Origin of the sequence: Faecalibacterium sp. Marseille-Q4164, assembly GCF_017377545.1 — a bacterium.
In the GTDB taxonomy this organism is placed as follows: Bacteria; Bacillota; Clostridia; order Oscillospirales; family Ruminococcaceae; genus Faecalibacterium; species Faecalibacterium duncaniae.
The window spans coordinates 17,667-32,370 of record NZ_JAFREJ010000011.1; the positions used below are offsets into that span (position 1 = coordinate 17,667).

A 14,704-nucleotide genomic window follows, 5' to 3' on the forward strand; every position below is an offset into this window, starting at 1 on the left:
GTTACACCAGCTAAAAAAAGTCTTGCCCCTCCTCCGGGGAGATATGACTATCTATCGGCATTATCATTCTTACTAAAACAGAAGAATCATAGTTGTTTTTGTTGCGCCAGTTTCCCATTGCAGGGAGCTGGCGCTTTTTGTTGTCGATTTTTCGGGAAAGCTCTCGAAGTATGTCGCTGCCGATCTCCGCCTCCTTTCGATTCACTCGTCAATCGCCCGTGAATCGAAATGGAGGTACATAATGAAGAAAGTCAATCTTAGGGACTTATATCCCGATGTTTACAAAAATGATCACTTTGTAGAAGTAACCGAAGATGTGCTGGAGACGATCCGAGCTGCTGAGCGTGCAGAAGTTGCCTATGACCGGAGGATGTATCGCTATAAGGCGCATTACTCCCTGGACTGCGACAACGGCATTGAGAATGCGATCCGGCTGAAGCCCCAGACACCGGAAACGCTTCTGGAAGAAAAGCAGCTGCGGGAGCAGCTCTATGCCGCTGTAATGGCTCTGCCAGAGAAGCAGGCTAAACGGATCTATGCCAGGTATTACCTGGGTATGCGTGTGAGCGAGATAGCAGTAGCGGAGGGTGTAGACCCAAGCCGTGTCCGTGACAGTATCCGGCGCGGTTTGAAACAGCTGGCAAAGTATTTTTAGGATAGAATAACAAAGGGCGCAAGGTCTCAAAGTGCTTCTGGCACAGGGCCTTGCGCCCCATCTATGCACTTGTATTCTTCGAACAAATGAAATATAATAGAGTAGATTGTCGGAGGTATGAATATGGATTATATGACGCTCAGAGAGGCAAGTGAAAAATGGGGCATTTCCACCCGTCAGATAAACTATTATTGCACGGAGGATCGTATTCTCGGTGCTGTAAAAATGGCCGGTGTCTGGTTGATTCCTAAAACTGCGGGGAAACCACATGACAGGAGAAGAAAAGATGAAAAATGAATACAAGATTTTAATTATAGAAGACGATATGTTGCTCAATGACATGACAAAACGACTTCTAACTCAACATGGCTACTGCGCAACATCTGCATATTCTGGAAGTGAGGCGCTTTTATTGATTGAGAGAAGTAGTTTTGATTTGATTTTACTTGATCTGATGCTTCCCGGAATATCAGGAGAAATAGTATTAGAGAAGATAAAGAATATCATAGACATCCCGATTATAGGTGTTTCCGCTAAAACAGATATAGACAGCAAAGTGAATCTTATAAGAAATGGCGCTGATGATTACATCACAAAGCCTTTTGATAATCAAGAATTACTGGTGCGGATTGAAGCAGTGCTCCGGCGATTTCAGAAGTCTACCACCCCCAACAATAGCAAAATACTTCGCTTTAAGGATTTGTCCCTTGATACAGAAGCTATGGAGGCTAAAATCAGGAATACCCCCATTACTTTGACACGGTATGAATACCTGATTTTGCAACTTCTGATGTCCTCGCCCTCAAAGGTATTCACAAAGAACAATATTTTTGAAAGCGTGTGGAATGAAAATTTTATCGGGGACGATAATGCAATCAATGTCCACATTGGAAATCTCCGCAAGAAGTTTGCCAAGGTCAATCCAGAGGAAAAGTATATTCAGACGGTTTGGGGTCTCGGTTTCAAAATGCAGGGTTAATCCTTAGAGAAATCTTATGAAGTTTACACATTAGTCTGCTACAATAAGACAGTATGGAAAGGGGATGATTATTTTGGAGACTGCTTTGGAAACAGCCGGGTTGACCTATGTTTTCCCGGATGGAAATGGAATTAAAAATATCGCGTTTCAGGTAAAACGCGGAGAAATCTATGCACTGTATGGCGGCCATCACGCCGGGAAATCTGTACTGTTGCAAACCATTATAGGTACACTTAGATCTCAAGCTGGTACGCTCAAATTATTTGGCAATATAGACTATCAGAAGGAGCGCCGCCGGATTGGGTTTGTACCACAAAAGCCTGTGACAATCGGCTCTCTGTCACCTGCTGATATGCTGCGTTATTTTTCTTCCGTTTTTGGAACCACAGAAATCCATATTTTAGATATACTGCATTTGAACCTGAAAGAGAAAAAGGCGGTACGGCGATTGCCATTATCTACCCAGCGTTTAGTGAATTTGGCTGTTGCCCTTTTGGGAAATCCAGATATGATAATTTTGGACGATCCTTTTTCCGGGCTAGATAAGGGAGAATGTGAACACCTGCTTTCTGTTCTGAACTATCTGCATGAAATCAACCATACCACACTTTTAATCTCTGGACAGGATTATACGCTGCTTTCCCGGCTTGCATCCAAATATGGCGTGATGGCAGATGGCAAGTTGCTTTGTGAGCTTACGGCTGGGGAATTGAAAGAGAGCTGCCAGCGGTGCATAAAGATAAGAACTCCACAATTAGAACGGGCTATTACGATTTTAAGCCAGCAGTTCCCGGATTTTGAAGTGTTGGGTCATGACCTGATTAGAATTTTTCATTGTAATGAGCAATCCGGGGAAATCAATACGCTGCTGGTTCATTCCGGGATAGAGGTATCAGAAATCTGGCTTGCCGGTATGGAGCCGACCGACTATCTTTTGAAAATGACAGGAGGTGCAAAGAGTGATTCAGACGATGCAAAGTGAGTTGTTCCGTATCCGCAAAAACCGCCTGTTTTGGGTCTGCCTCGTATTGGCTGCGTTTTTTGTCTTTGCGCTTGCCCTGACCTTTTATCACAATTCGGTAAATGGTATGCTTCCGGTTATATCACTGGTTTCGTTCACGGAGTTTCTGTTTTCAGATTACAGTCTGATTTTTCCATTGACGCTCTTTTTGTGCCTATACTTTACAGAAGATTTTCATACCGGTACATACAGTATCACACTTTCTAAAGGGACAAGCAGAGTACACCTATTCTTTGGAAAACTGCTGGCCTCATGGGGTGGCGTTTTATTTTTTCTGTTTGTATGCTTTGGTGTTGCGTATTTGTCAATTCTGATGATGGGAGCATCCCGGTATGACATAGAGTATTCGTTTTCTGCAATCGGAGTCTTTCTTTTGTTTCAATGCCTGTGCTTTTTAGGTTACACTGCATTTCTCAATTTGTTAAGTTACCTGCTCCGGCATCGGATCATTGTTACGATTACCGCATTTTTTATGCTGGGGGTTTTGTATTTATATCTCACAAAGATAAGTACAGCACTGGATATGGATTATTCCCTCTACAAATATTGGGTTGTAGGGCTATCTCATAGCTTGCAGATCAAAGCCTTTGGGGAGGATTTAATACCTATTTGTTTGACACTGTTAGCATATCTGTTTTTACCAACAGCCATTTCGCTCTCCCTGTTTCTAAGGTTGGACTTGCGCGATTTGGAAAGGCGGTGATGGCTACATGATGGTGTTATGTATCTTGCTTGCAATGCTTTCCCTGTTTTTGTCCCTGAAACTGATTTATCAGCGAAAGTTGGTTCAGAAAGTAAAAAAACAGATTGACTTTCTGATTGACCGTGATACGCAAACCGAAATTATGGTGGAAAAAACGGATGGGACAATACAGGATTTGGCTGCAAGTATCAATCATCTTCTGAAAAAATATCGTAGCATGGGGCAGGAAATTGAACGGAGCGATACACTGTTCCGAGATACCATTACCAGTCTTTCACATGACTTGCGAACGCCGCTGGCAACAGCAAATGGCTATATCCAGCTCTTACAGGAACAGGATTTAACAGGAGAGCAAAAAGAATATGTGACGATTGCGGGAGAAAGAATTTCCGCTGTAAAGTTGCTTCTCGACCAACTGTTTGAATTTGCAAGGATTGAGGCCGACGAACTGAAATTGAATTGCAGAAATACGGATATACACAGTGTGCTTCGGGATGTTGTCGCCTCATACTACGGCGATTTTGAACAGAAAAAATGTGTCCCCTATATCGTTATCCCAAATCCACCAGCTATCATTTGGGGCGATCCAAATGCCTTGACCCGGATTTTCTCCAATGTGGTTTATAATGCACTTGTTCATGGGGAGGGAAATTATCAAATCACCGCAGCGATAGAAGAAGCTCAAACGGTCATAACCATTAAAAATGCGTCGAGCAGTATTCAGCAAGAAGATATTCCTCATTTGTTTGACCGTTTTTACACCACTGACCAGTCGCGAACAAAAAAGACAACCGGGCTGGGATTGGCAATCGCTCAAAGACTTGTGACCCGCATGGGCGGGCAAATTGTCGCTTCCTTGCAAAACGGTATCTTTGCAATTCAAGTCGTGTTTCCCATTGTCAATTCCTAAAGGGCTGCTTCGGCGGCTCTTTTTTCATCCTTAGACTTTCCTTAGACTTTTCTCAAACAAATCCTAAACCTCTTTGGTAAAGTATGAGCCATAGGAGGTATAAACAAATGGTTAAAGTAGCTTTAGTGGTTTCTATCATCGCTTTGGCGGTGTGCCTGCTCACGGCCTTGCATGGCGTATTGAGCGATGGCCTAAAAGGACTAAAACAGAGATCAAAATCCATTGGTATTTCATTTTTGATTTATGCTGTGGCCTTTTTGCTTTTCATCTTTTTTCAATAATGGAGGTATTTCATGCTACAAATCAAAAATGTAAATCTGAATGTTGGAAATACAGCATTGCTGTCCAACATCAACTTGACATTAGAGCAAGGAAAAATCTATGGTGTGCTAGGGCCGAACGGAGCCGGTAAAACAACACTGTTTAAGTCCATGCTGGGTCTAACTGATTTTTCGGGAGAAATACTTTCGGACGGGCAGCCCGTTTCTAGTAGATGTTTTGGAAGTTTGATTGAGTACCCGGCTTTTTACTCACGGCTCACCGTAGAGGAAAACTTGAATCTCCACGCACAGTACTTAGGTTTGAAACAGCCAAATATTGAAGCGGCGCTGAAACAAGTAAATTTGCTGGATGCCCGGAAAAAGCTGTTTTCTCAACTTTCTTTGGGGATGCGCCAACGCCTGGGAATTGCACGCGCCTTTTTAGGCGATGTTCAATATTTGCTGCTGGACGAACCTACCAATGGTCTTGATCCAATGGGGATAAAGGAAATCCGACTGCTTCTGAAAGAACGCTTAAAATCACCACAACACTGTATTTTGGTATCAAGCCATAATCTGACGGAGATTGCCGCCGTGACAGATGTCCTTATTTTCATTCGTGGCGGGAAAATCATCAAGATTGTAAAAAATGACTATAACGAAAAAGAACTGGAAGCACTGTATGAGGATATTATGACTTCCGGCCAGAGGGAGGAAGCATAATGGGAATGTTGATTAAAAATGAGTTTTACAAATTGAAGCGGGAATGGTTTATGGCATTTCTTCTGCTGCTGTCGCTTCTTCCCATCCTTACCGGCGGAGCAGGAGCAGTATTCAACAACAGCACAAAATCACTTGCTGACCTGTTTTTCTTTATGAATAACCAGTTTTCCATGTTCTTCCCAATGGTGATTTTCATTTTAATTGGTTCACTGTTTTATCAGGAATACAAGAACAAAACCTACATCAACTGGATTACCTACGGTTTTTCAAAAAAGAAACTCTTTCTATCAAAAGTCGCTGTTAGCACCGTTATCAGCATTGGCTTTGCAGTCATTTTATTTGTTGCTTTTGGTCTGCTGGTGGCAATACTCAATGGAACTGGTAGGTTGACCGGAGGTGTTTCATTGTTCCTCAATTTGGCAATCGGGTTTGGAATTGAAGCCTGTGTTATCGTTTTGATAACTACTTGTTTGGGGGCAATCGTTATTAATCTGAGCCGCAATATTATTGTGACAAGTGTAGTAGGGGTTATATATGGCTTTGCATCTTGCCTGTTCATCGGTTCGGAAAATGGCTTTGTCATTCCGGGTAGTTTTGCATATCGTGTGTCTATGTCCTTTTTGGATAAAGCCACTTATTATGACGCCCCTGTGCCAGCTACTATCGGCGGATGTATCAGTTTTGCACTTTGCTTTGCGGTGATGTTTTTGGTTGGGTTGCTTGTCTTTTCCCACAAGAAAAAAATAGAAAATTAAATCCTGCTGGACGACGGCAAAAGAAAAAAAGCCGTCGTACAGCAGACACATTTCCACGCGCCTATGAAGCGGCGGCTTTGAGAAAATCAGAGCCGCCGTTTCTTTTTGCTTTTCGGACCGATGCTTATGCAATCAGGAGGGCGGTAACAGGAGGATGCCGCCATGTCCATTTTACTTTTTCGTAGTTCTAATATCCTGCACCAGCTAAAAAAAGTATAGTTCCTCCTCCGGGTAAGTTTTGCATTGCATCGGCATTATCGTTCTGTGTAATTAAGTACAATCGTGGCTGTTCTTGGTGCGCCAGTTTTCCATTACGGAAATCTGGCGTTTTTTGTTGCCTTTTTTTCGGAGATGATCCGGTTGTCTGCCGGTGTCGGTCCCCGCCTCCATTCGATTCACCCGTCAATCACCCGTGAATCGAAATGGAGGTACATAATGAAGAAAATTAACCTTCGGGAACTTTATCCTGATGTTTATCCAACAGACTTTTTTATAGATGTGACAGAGGAAGTAATGGAAACTATTCGAGCAGCTGAACGTGCGGAGGCTGCGTATGAGCGAAAGATGTATCGCTATAAGGCTCAGTATTCTCTGGATTGTGAGAATGGCATTGAAAATGCGGTGCTGTTGAAGCCGCAAACGCCGGAGATGCTTCTGGAGGAAAAACAGTTTCAGGAGCAGGTCTATGCCGCTGTGATGAAGCTGCCGGAGAAACAGGCAAAGCGAATTTATGCCCGATACTATCTGGGAATGACGGTAAATGAAATTGCCGAAGTAGAAGGTGTAGATCCAAGCCGTGTCCGAGACAGTATCCGCCGTGGATTAAAGCAGCTTGTAAAATATTTTTGATAAAATTTCATTTGATGCGCCTGTTTTTTGCCTTTTTTGTCAGTGTTAATAAGAAGGACAAGTTTTCCTCCTTCATCAGTACATTGACAATCGAATAGACAGCACAACAGGTACATAACCCATGTACGAGCGAATATGAAACGCCGCGAAGATGGAGCAGTCAGGGAGGTGATGAAAAGACTTCTTCGGAGCGATCTACGATTTCATAAAACGGATTGTGGCAGATTCGGCGCGATGACTGCATGGGGGCTTAAAGATACTTCCTCACGGCCCGCCAAAGACTTGGGGGGAACCCCGCGGCACACGATACGAACGATGCTGCGGAGTTATGACAGCCGCGCCAGCGGAGACCTGTTGTGTTCCCATCGTCAGGGGGCGTGGCAAATGTGATGAAAGCTGAGTTATATAAATAGGAAGCGTTTGCAGCTTCCTGTTCAAAATCAGATACCATGCGCTGGCAGTTTCGGCTGCCAGCGTATTCATGTGGCTTTGAACAAACACGATGACAAACTTGACAGATTGGAGGAAATATGCTTTATGGAAAAACTTATTACACGAAAAGAAGCAGCAGAAATTTTAGGTATCAGCATTGCAACGCTGGACGCGGCCCGTAACAATGGTCTTATTTCTTATGTGCAATATGTGCAGAATGGCTGTGTGTACTTTACTTCAGCGGGCCTTCAGGAGTATATCGCAAAATGCACCCACAGAGCAAAGCCAGCAGAAAAGAACGCAACTTATCGTAAACCTCGCAGAGCTGGAGTGTGAGCCGGTCCGTATCCTTGTCGAAATCATAATGGTCTGATAAAACATAGATACAGCGCTGGAGTATATTCTTAGGAGGTGGCGGAATTGGCAAAAAGAAAAAGAGCAATTCCACAATACGGTACAGTTACGCTTAACGGCATAGATTATTATAGAACGCGGGTTCAGAACGCAGATGGAAAACTGGTGGCCCTTTATGCGAGAACACCGGAAGAATTATATGATAAAGAGTTGGGAGCATTAGAGCAGATCGACAACGATACATTCTGTCGGAAATCCCCGACGGTTGCAGACTACTGTGAAAAATGGCTTTTGATGCAGTCGGTTCATGTGAGGGCAACCACGCTGATAGATTATACCTCAAAGGTCAGACGGCACATTATAAAAGAACTGGGACAGATGCGGATGGCAGATGTGACACTGGATGACATTCAGCTTGCACTTGTTCCTGTTTCCGAGAAGTCCGCTTCGGTATATAAGTCAGTGGTTATCCTGTATAAATCCATTTTCCGTGCAGCAAAGGAAAGTAAGATTATTGATAACAACCCAACGACTTACCTTACAGCCAAAGGTGGAGGCGTTCCGCAGAAGGACAAAGCTGCATTGACGGATGAACAGGCCGCCAGACTGCTGGATGCCATTCAGGGACTTCCGCCGTATGTATTTGTCATGTTAGGGCTGTATGCAGGATTGCGGCGAGAAGAAATTCTTGCCCTAAAATGGGATTCTGTATATCTGGATGTGGATTGCCCTTATTTAACGGTACGCAGGGCATGGCACACGGAAAATAACAGACCGGTGATTCTGGATGAGCTGAAAACGAAAGCCGCGCATCGAAATATTCCGTTGCCGGTTTGCCTGGCGGACTGTCTGAAAGAGACAAAAGCTAATTCACAGTCAGAATATGTAGTGCCGAACCGGGAAGGCGATCCGCTGTCCTACACACAGTTCAAGCGGCTTTGGCAGTACATTGTGACCCGAACAGTCAAGGAGCGTTTCTATTATCGCTACGAGGATGGAAAGCGTGTAAAGCACACGGTTACGCCGGTCCTCGGTGAAAAGGCAGCACATAACGGAAAAGTGATTTACAGCTTAGATTTTGAAGTGACACCGCATCAGCTGCGTCATACATACATTACGAATCTGATTCATTCGTCCGTGGACCCGAAAACGGTTCAATACCTGGCGGGGCATGAGAGTAGTAAAATTACGATGGATATTTACGCAAAGGTCAAATACAACAGACCGGATGAGCTGGTAAGAACAATGGGTGGTGCATTTGCCCAGTGGGATGCAGCACAGGCATAACAATTATAAAGAGCAGGAAACAAAGCTGGAGCGAGGCAAGGATGTCTCGCTCTTTGTTTTACATAATCCGTATCTTTGATTAAGTGGGTGCTTTCTGATAAAAAGAAGGTGTGAATTTAAGAACCCTCATTATCAGGAAAGGAAGATTTGTATGGCTAAGAAAAAACAAAGCGTTCCAGAGTACGGAACGGTTACAAGAAAAGGAACACTGTATTACAGAACCAGAATTACAGATGCCGATGGAAAGCAGGTCAGCTTATATGCGACCACCTGTGAAGAATTATATGAAAAGCAGTTGGAGGCCCGGAGACAGGTGGAGGAGATCATCTTTCACCGAAAGCATCCAACGGTTGCCGAGTATTGTGAGAAATGGCTGCTGATGCAGTCAGCAAAAGTGTCTACGGCTACTATAAAAGGATACAGACAGAATATGAAGAATTATGTCATTAACTCTCTGGGAGATATGTATATGGAGGAAGTGACTGCGGATGATATTCGTCTGGCGCTTGTTCCGCTGTCTCAAAAATCGAAAGGACTGTATGATACGGTAAATATGCTGATTAAGTGTGTGTTTTATTCGGCAGAGCGCAGTCAGCTGATAACCGATAATCCGTGTGTAGGAATTTCAGCAAAGGGCGGAAAAGCATCGAAAAAGAAAGACGCCTTAACAGATCAACAGGTTGCAATTCTGCTGGATACGGTGAAAGAGCTTCCGCCATATCTTTTTATTATGATTGGTTTGTATTCCGGCTTGCGTCGGGAAGAAATTCTTGCATTGCAATGGGACTGTGTATTCATAGATGAATCCACCCCATATATTTCTGTGAGACGTGCATGGCGTGCAGAGCATAACAGGCCGGTGATTTCTACCGTCCTAAAGACAAAAGCAGCAAAAAGGGATATTCCCATTCCGAAGTGTCTGGTGGACTGTCTGCGGGAAGCAAAAGCAAATTCCATATCGGAGTATGTGATTGCCGACAGCGAGGGACAGCCGCTTTCCTATTCTCAGTTTACAAGAGTTTGGCAGTATGTAGTTGTTCGTTCTGCAAAAGAGAGAGCCTACTATAAATATGTGAATGGACAGAGCATTAAATATACCGTCAAGCCGACATTAGGAACAACGCAGAGGAACAATCCCAAGATTCGCTATACCCTGAATTTCGATGTAACACCGCACTTGTTGCGGCATACCTACATCACGAATCTGCTCTATGCGGGCGTTGACCCTAAGACAGTTCAGTATTTGGCAGGGCATGAGAATAGTAAGACAACTATGGACATTTACGCGAGGGTCAAGTATAATAAACCAGAGGAACTTTTCGAGGTAGTGAATGATGCTTTGAACCAGGAGAATTTCGATGAAAAATCACCGATTTCTATGGTTAAGGAATAGGACAACCGACAACAGAAAATGCGAAAAAGCCCGTAATATCAAGGAAAAACGCACCATAGAGATGTTTAGTACGGTCTGAAGGCTGCACGTCGTGCACCCCAGTTCTCCAAGCGCTGATTTGTTTCAGATGTATCTTTACGGCTCTGCTTCGGCAGAGCCGTTTTTTGTTTGTTACGTTCGTGCGCACAAAAAGAACACCCCCGCGCCTTTGGGCCGGGGGTGTTCTGCTGTGATAGGGAATGTCAGGTGGAAGCGGAAAGCATCTTTTGCAGCTGGGTCTTGGCCCGGTAGTAGGTCACCCGGGCCCATGCGGCGTTGTGGCCGAAGATCAGCCCGATGCGCTCAAAGGGCAGCTCGCCGAATACCCGGAGGCTGAACACCTCTTTGTAAGGCTCGTCCAGCGTGTGCAGGCACTGATGTACAGTGAATGCCGCATCCCGGTCCACCAGCAGCTGGGCAATGTCCGGAGTGTCGGCGGGGGCGGTTTCGGCATCTTCCAGCGGGGCAGTGCGCTTTGTCCGGCGGCAGTGGGAATAATAGGCGTTGCGGGCCACCGTGAACAGCCATGCCCGTACATCCTGCCGGTCATCGTAGTCCTTCAGACCGTCCAGTGCCTTGAAGAAAGTTTCCTGCGTCAGCTCCTCGGCCAGCGCTTCGTTGTGGGTCAGGCCCTGCAGGAACAGAAACACATCCCGGAAATAGAGCCGGTAAACGCTGTCGATGTCCATAGGCTCAGCCCTTCTTATAGTCGATGCCGTATTCCTGGTCGGTGCCGTAGGCGTAGTCAAAGGTACCGTCCGGGTTTTCCTGCACGATGTAGCGGTCTACCAGCTGTCCATCGCGGTAGTACAGGGTCTGGTCTGCGCAGTCCACGGTCAGCAGCTGGGTGCGAGACACCATGACCCATACAGTGGATCGATCAGAATCCACCAGGGCTGTCAGTACCCGATGCACGCCCGGAAAGCGGTAGCACATGGCCCGCACAGTGATCTGCGGCTTGCCCCAGCTGAAGGTGCCCTCCATATCCAGCCAGACACCCTCGCCCTGCACTTCCAGAATGCAGATGTCAGCGCCATTCTCTTTGCGGTTGTATGTCCAGAAATGAGCCTGCTCTGTGGTGGCCGGGACGCGGGCAGTGCCCATCCAGAATATCATTGCCAGAGCGCACAGGGCTGCCAGCACAGAGCCGATCGCTGCACGGATGCTCCTTCTTTGCAGGGCGGCCCTGATCCTGCGCAGGGGCGCATCCGGCTGCGCTTCCGGCCGTACCGGCACCGGCTGCTCCATCTGTTCCAGCTCGGCGCGGCAGGCTTCACATTCGGCCAGATGTTCTTCCACCAGTGCGTTGGTGGCCTCACTGGTGATGTGCTCCGCATACAGCGGCAGCAGGTCACGGATGATATCACAATTCGTTTTCATCGTATTTTGCCCTCCTTTTTCATGGCCTTTCACCCCAATAACGCAGAAAAGGAGAAAGCGTTACAGGTTTCTGCAAATTTTTTGCAGGATCAGCCCTTCTCCTGCCAGAATAACCCGCCGCTGGTCTGGAACAGGGGCCAGGGGTTCACGCTCTTGCTGCCGAGCTTGAAGTCCATGGTCAGCTCTTCGCCCAGCACGCCGACAGCCTGCCCCCGCTCCACGGTCTGCCCGCGGGTCACGGAGAGCTCCTGCAGGCCGTACAGATAACTGCGCACGCCGCAGCCGTGGTCGATGACCACGGTGCTGCCGGTGAGGGCTAGATCGCCTGCAAACACCACCACGCCGCCTGCCGGGGCGCGGCAGGGCTCACCGGGGATGGTGTAGAGCCGGGTGGAGTTGGATCGGCTGCCCTGCTGGCCGCCGGTCACCTTGACCTGACCGAAATCCACCAACGTCATGTAGTTTTCTGCCGGGCAGAGGAAGGCACCGGCCCAGAGCTTTTCCCGCACGGGCTGCTCGTACAGGGGCCAGATGTTGTTCCGGAACTCGGTGTTGGCAGCCTCGGTGGATGCAGGTTCCGGCTCCACCTCCACGGTGCCGAAATCCTTGGGCAGAACGGTCAGCGTCCGGGCAAAGGTCTCGCCGTTGACGGTAACGTTGACCGTGTGCCCACCCGCCGAAGCGTTGTAGGCGGCGGGGATGTAGGTACGCCAGCCGTTGCCCAGCCGGACGCACTGAACACTGCCCAGGTCGGTCTCCACGGCGGGAGCGGTCTCGCCGGTCAGGCCGGTGATGGAAAGCGCCGCCACACCGCCCTGCTCCAGCCGCTCGGTGGAAAGGGCGACCTCCGCGCTGGCCTGCAGGGTGAACCGGAAGGAGTAGCTGTACCAGCCCGTGGGTTTGGCCGGGTGCTCCACGCCCAGGTTCTTGCGGATGGCACCGGTGGTTCCGCCCTCAAACTGGGTGGCAAGATAGTCCTGCGGCAGCCGCCAGACCGTCAGCTTTGCCTTGTAATCCCCGTTGGCAGGGAAGAGAAAGTCCTCGTACTGAGAGGCTGACCCAGCAAACACGATGCTGCCGATGTCGGTTTCAATGGTCAGGGTGGTGTAGCTGGCCCAATCGGGCAGGGCGAGGGCCGGGTGTGCGTCATACAGCACGCCCAGTTTCTGCACGGTGAGCGTTTCGGGGCTGGTGAACACCTTATCGAACACGCCGCCCAGCAGCGGCACCTGCCAGCAGGAGCCGTTCACTTCCAGCGCCTGCCCGCCGAACTGCGTGTCTGCCGCCGGGCGGGACCCCTCGCCGGTAAAGGAATAGCTCACGGTCATCACCGCACCCAGCAGCACGGCAACGCCCAGAATGACACCAACGACCCACAACAAAAATCGTTTCATGGATATGTACTCCTGTTACAAAGCCGCATCCCTGCACTTGGCTCCCCTGCCAGGGGAGCTGGCCGCACCGGAGCGCGGACTGAGAGGTTGATTTCAAATCAATGCGGCGTATAAAAAAGCGCACCACAGCTTGCAGGGACAAGCCGGGTGCGTTTTTTGGTGTTTGGTTTATTCTGCGGCATCCTCGGCAGAAGGATCTTCTGCGGGCTGCTCTGCGGCAGGCTCAACGGTCTCAGCCTTATCCTCGCCAAACAGCAGACGCTCGTACTCGTCCAGCTCCTTCTCACGGCGGTGCAGATAGACAGCCACGGCGGCCAGCGCACCGGCCACAGCGGCCAGCGTGGCGATAACAGCGATCAGACAGGATTTCTTCATAGGACACACTCCTTTTCTGGTGGGGAACGGTGGTTCATGGAACCGGAGTTCATTTTGATAAGGCTATTATACCCGGAAAAGCAAAAAATTACAATCCGAAATGCAGAAATTTCATCAATCCGGGCAATCACAGCAATTTGGTCAGCAGCAGCTTTTTGTAGGCCTTGAAGGCACCGGGCAGGGTGTACGCGGCCTCCAGCTGCTCCTTTCCGGCCCAGACGCAGCCTGCGGGGGCGGGCTGCTCCGGCACAGTGAGGAAATAGCCGCTCTGGTGCCACTCGATGTGGGTGAAAATGTGCTTGGCCGCAGGCAGGGGCGTGAAATGTGCCCCTGTGCAGTCCAGCCCCAGGGCAGCAAGGCGGGCGGCGGTCTCTGCGGCGGTGAGGGTGGTATCCTCCCACAGCACCGGCTGCCACAGCCCGGCCAGCAGGCCCTTGGCGGGCCGCTGCTGGAGCAGCACCCGGCCCTCGTTCAGCACCAGCGCCACCGTGACCGGTGTGATGCGCCGGGCCTTGGGGGGCGTTTTCTGGGGCAGGGAGAGGGCGGTGCCTGCGGCCCGGGCCCGGCAGAGCGTGCCCAGCGGGCACTGCTCACACAGAGGTGCGCCGTTGGGCAGGCAGACCAGCGCACCCAGCTCCATCAGGGCCTGATTGTAGTCTCCGGCTTTTGCGGGCGGCTGGTGCTCCATGACCCGTGCCGTGAACTCCCGCTTCACCTGCGGGTCGGTGACCAGCCGGGGGTCGTTGTAGAGCCGGGCAAACACCCGCAGAACGTTGCCGTCCACGGCGGGAACCGGGAGACCGAAGCTGATGGAGGCAATGGCCCCCGCCGTGTACTCCCCGATGCCGGGCAGGGCCAGCAGGGCGTTGTAATCAGCAGGCAGCTGCCCGCCGTACTGGGCGCAGACGATCTTCGCTGCCTTCTGCAGATTGCGCACCCGGCTGTAATAACCCAGCCCCTCCCACAGCTTGTGCAGCTTTTCCTCCTCACATCCGGCCAGCGCGGGGATATCCGGCAGGGCGGCAAGGAAGCGCTCGTAGTAGGGCAGCGCCGCCGAGACCCGGGTCTGCTGCAGCATGATCTCGCTCAGCCAGACATGGTAGGGCGTGGGGTCCTCCCGGAAGGGGAGGATGCGGCGGTTGGCGTAGAACCAGTCCAACAGGGCAGGAGCGATATTTTCCACTTGTATTTATCT

The 14,704-nt window shown here is 49.2% G+C and carries 18 protein-coding genes; 13 read left to right on the forward strand and 5 right to left on the reverse strand.

Going from position 1 to position 14,704, the window contains the following annotated elements; genetic code table 11:
* Nucleotides 1-241: 241 nt before the first annotated feature.
* The 13 genes from J3352_RS09930 to J3352_RS09990 all read left to right on the forward strand — a co-directional run bounded on the left by J3352_RS09930 (nt 242) and on the right by J3352_RS09990 (nt 10,321).
* Nucleotides 242-655 (forward strand): sigma factor-like helix-turn-helix DNA-binding protein, encoded by a 414-nt coding sequence (locus J3352_RS09930; protein WP_156067151.1) that lies wholly within the window; start codon nt 242-244, stop codon nt 653-655.
* A gap of 123 nt (nt 656-778) precedes the next feature.
* Nucleotides 779-952, forward strand: coding sequence for a hypothetical protein (locus J3352_RS09935; protein WP_005341175.1), 174 nt, complete (start codon nt 779-781; stop codon nt 950-952).
* Nucleotides 942-1,634, forward strand: coding sequence for a response regulator transcription factor (locus tag J3352_RS09940; protein WP_025580931.1), 693 nt, complete (start codon nt 942-944; stop codon nt 1,632-1,634). The genes J3352_RS09935 and J3352_RS09940 overlap by 11 nt, the downstream gene beginning before the upstream one ends.
* A gap of 64 nt (nt 1,635-1,698) precedes the next feature.
* The gene (locus tag J3352_RS09945) at nt 1,699-2,616 is read left to right on the forward strand and encodes an ATP-binding cassette domain-containing protein (RefSeq protein WP_044996874.1); all 918 of its coding nucleotides are present in this window, start codon (nt 1,699-1,701) and stop codon (nt 2,614-2,616) included.
* Nucleotides 2,594-3,358: an ABC transporter permease gene (locus J3352_RS09950; protein WP_156067148.1), complete on the forward strand. Its 765-nt coding sequence runs from the start codon at nt 2,594-2,596 to the stop codon at nt 3,356-3,358. Before J3352_RS09945 ends, J3352_RS09950 begins: the two co-directional genes overlap by 23 nt.
* A 7-nt stretch (nt 3,359-3,365) precedes the next feature.
* Nucleotides 3,366-4,268, forward strand: a complete 903-nt coding sequence (locus J3352_RS09955; protein ID WP_005341179.1) for a sensor histidine kinase KdpD — start codon at nt 3,366-3,368, stop codon at nt 4,266-4,268.
* Between the two features lie 107 nt (nt 4,269-4,375).
* Nucleotides 4,376-4,549 (forward strand): hypothetical protein, encoded by a 174-nt coding sequence (locus J3352_RS09960; protein ID WP_005341180.1) that lies wholly within the window; start codon nt 4,376-4,378, stop codon nt 4,547-4,549.
* Between the two features lie 12 nt (nt 4,550-4,561).
* Nucleotides 4,562-5,251 (forward strand): ABC transporter ATP-binding protein, encoded by a 690-nt coding sequence (locus J3352_RS09965; RefSeq protein ID WP_118331164.1) that lies wholly within the window; start codon nt 4,562-4,564, stop codon nt 5,249-5,251.
* The gene (locus J3352_RS09970) at nt 5,251-6,006 is read left to right on the forward strand and encodes an ABC transporter permease (protein WP_156067145.1); all 756 of its coding nucleotides are present in this window, start codon (nt 5,251-5,253) and stop codon (nt 6,004-6,006) included. The genes J3352_RS09965 and J3352_RS09970 overlap by 1 nt, the downstream gene beginning before the upstream one ends.
* 435 nt (nt 6,007-6,441) lie before the next feature.
* Complete coding sequence (locus J3352_RS09975) at nt 6,442-6,855, forward strand: sigma-70 family RNA polymerase sigma factor (protein WP_156067142.1); 414 nt, start codon at nt 6,442-6,444, stop codon at nt 6,853-6,855.
* A 537-nt stretch (nt 6,856-7,392) separates the two neighbouring features.
* On the forward strand, nt 7,393-7,623 hold the full coding sequence (locus J3352_RS09980; RefSeq protein WP_008728422.1) for a helix-turn-helix domain-containing protein: 231 nt from the start codon (nt 7,393-7,395) through the stop codon (nt 7,621-7,623).
* An 84-nt stretch (nt 7,624-7,707) separates the two neighbouring features.
* Nucleotides 7,708-8,928 carry a site-specific integrase gene (locus J3352_RS09985; RefSeq protein WP_156067136.1) on the forward strand — a complete coding sequence of 407 codons (1,221 nt, stop codon included), beginning with the start codon at nt 7,708-7,710 and terminating at the stop codon, nt 8,926-8,928.
* Between the two features lie 151 nt (nt 8,929-9,079).
* Nucleotides 9,080-10,321, forward strand: coding sequence for a site-specific integrase (locus J3352_RS09990; RefSeq protein WP_055195314.1), 1,242 nt, complete (start codon nt 9,080-9,082; stop codon nt 10,319-10,321).
* A 242-nt stretch (nt 10,322-10,563) separates the two neighbouring features.
* Here the strand turns inward: J3352_RS09990 and J3352_RS09995 are convergent, their stop codons facing one another.
* The 5 genes from J3352_RS09995 to J3352_RS10015 all read right to left on the reverse strand — a co-directional run bounded on the left by J3352_RS09995 (nt 10,564) and on the right by J3352_RS10015 (nt 14,692).
* Nucleotides 10,564-11,049 carry an RNA polymerase sigma factor gene (locus J3352_RS09995; protein WP_005929744.1) on the reverse strand — a complete coding sequence of 162 codons (486 nt, stop codon included), beginning with the start codon at nt 11,047-11,049 and terminating at the stop codon, nt 10,564-10,566.
* Nucleotides 11,050-11,053: 4 nt separating this feature from the next.
* The gene (locus J3352_RS10000; protein WP_097772835.1) at nt 11,054-11,740 is read right to left on the reverse strand and encodes an anti-sigma factor; all 687 of its coding nucleotides are present in this window, start codon (nt 11,738-11,740) and stop codon (nt 11,054-11,056) included.
* Between the two features lie 89 nt (nt 11,741-11,829).
* On the reverse strand, nt 11,830-13,134 hold the full coding sequence (locus J3352_RS10005; protein WP_097772834.1) for a murein hydrolase activator EnvC: 1,305 nt from the start codon (nt 13,132-13,134) through the stop codon (nt 11,830-11,832).
* Nucleotides 13,135-13,302: 168 nt separating this feature from the next.
* Nucleotides 13,303-13,509: a hypothetical protein gene (locus J3352_RS10010; protein ID WP_005929737.1), complete on the reverse strand. Its 207-nt coding sequence runs from the start codon at nt 13,507-13,509 to the stop codon at nt 13,303-13,305.
* A gap of 127 nt (nt 13,510-13,636) precedes the next feature.
* Nucleotides 13,637-14,692: an A/G-specific adenine glycosylase gene (locus J3352_RS10015; protein WP_005929731.1), complete on the reverse strand. Its 1,056-nt coding sequence runs from the start codon at nt 14,690-14,692 to the stop codon at nt 13,637-13,639.
* Nucleotides 14,693-14,704: the final 12 nt, after the last annotated feature.

Coding starts and splice junctions, on each gene's coding strand:
- J3352_RS09930 (WP_156067151.1), top strand. CDS start 242: ATGAAGAAAGTCAATCTTAGGGACTTATATCCCGATGTTTACAAAAAT.
- J3352_RS09935 (WP_005341175.1), top strand. CDS start 779: ATGGATTATATGACGCTCAGAGAGGCAAGTGAAAAATGGGGCATTTCC.
- J3352_RS09940 (WP_025580931.1), top strand. CDS start 942: ATGAAAAATGAATACAAGATTTTAATTATAGAAGACGATATGTTGCTC.
- J3352_RS09945 (WP_044996874.1), top strand. CDS start 1,699: ATGATTATTTTGGAGACTGCTTTGGAAACAGCCGGGTTGACCTATGTT.
- J3352_RS09955 (WP_005341179.1), top strand. CDS start 3,366: ATGATGGTGTTATGTATCTTGCTTGCAATGCTTTCCCTGTTTTTGTCC.
- J3352_RS09960 (WP_005341180.1), top strand. CDS start 4,376: ATGGTTAAAGTAGCTTTAGTGGTTTCTATCATCGCTTTGGCGGTGTGC.
- J3352_RS09965 (WP_118331164.1), top strand. CDS start 4,562: ATGCTACAAATCAAAAATGTAAATCTGAATGTTGGAAATACAGCATTG.
- J3352_RS09970 (WP_156067145.1), top strand. CDS start 5,251: ATGGGAATGTTGATTAAAAATGAGTTTTACAAATTGAAGCGGGAATGG.
- J3352_RS09975 (WP_156067142.1), top strand. CDS start 6,442: ATGAAGAAAATTAACCTTCGGGAACTTTATCCTGATGTTTATCCAACA.
- J3352_RS09980 (WP_008728422.1), top strand. CDS start 7,393: ATGGAAAAACTTATTACACGAAAAGAAGCAGCAGAAATTTTAGGTATC.
- J3352_RS09990 (WP_055195314.1), top strand. CDS start 9,080: ATGGCTAAGAAAAAACAAAGCGTTCCAGAGTACGGAACGGTTACAAGA.
- J3352_RS09995 (WP_005929744.1), bottom strand. CDS start 11,049: ATGGACATCGACAGCGTTTACCGGCTCTATTTCCGGGATGTGTTTCTG.
- J3352_RS10000 (WP_097772835.1), bottom strand. CDS start 11,740: ATGAAAACGAATTGTGATATCATCCGTGACCTGCTGCCGCTGTATGCG.
- J3352_RS10005 (WP_097772834.1), bottom strand. CDS start 13,134: ATGAAACGATTTTTGTTGTGGGTCGTTGGTGTCATTCTGGGCGTTGCC.
- J3352_RS10010 (WP_005929737.1), bottom strand. CDS start 13,509: ATGAAGAAATCCTGTCTGATCGCTGTTATCGCCACGCTGGCCGCTGTG.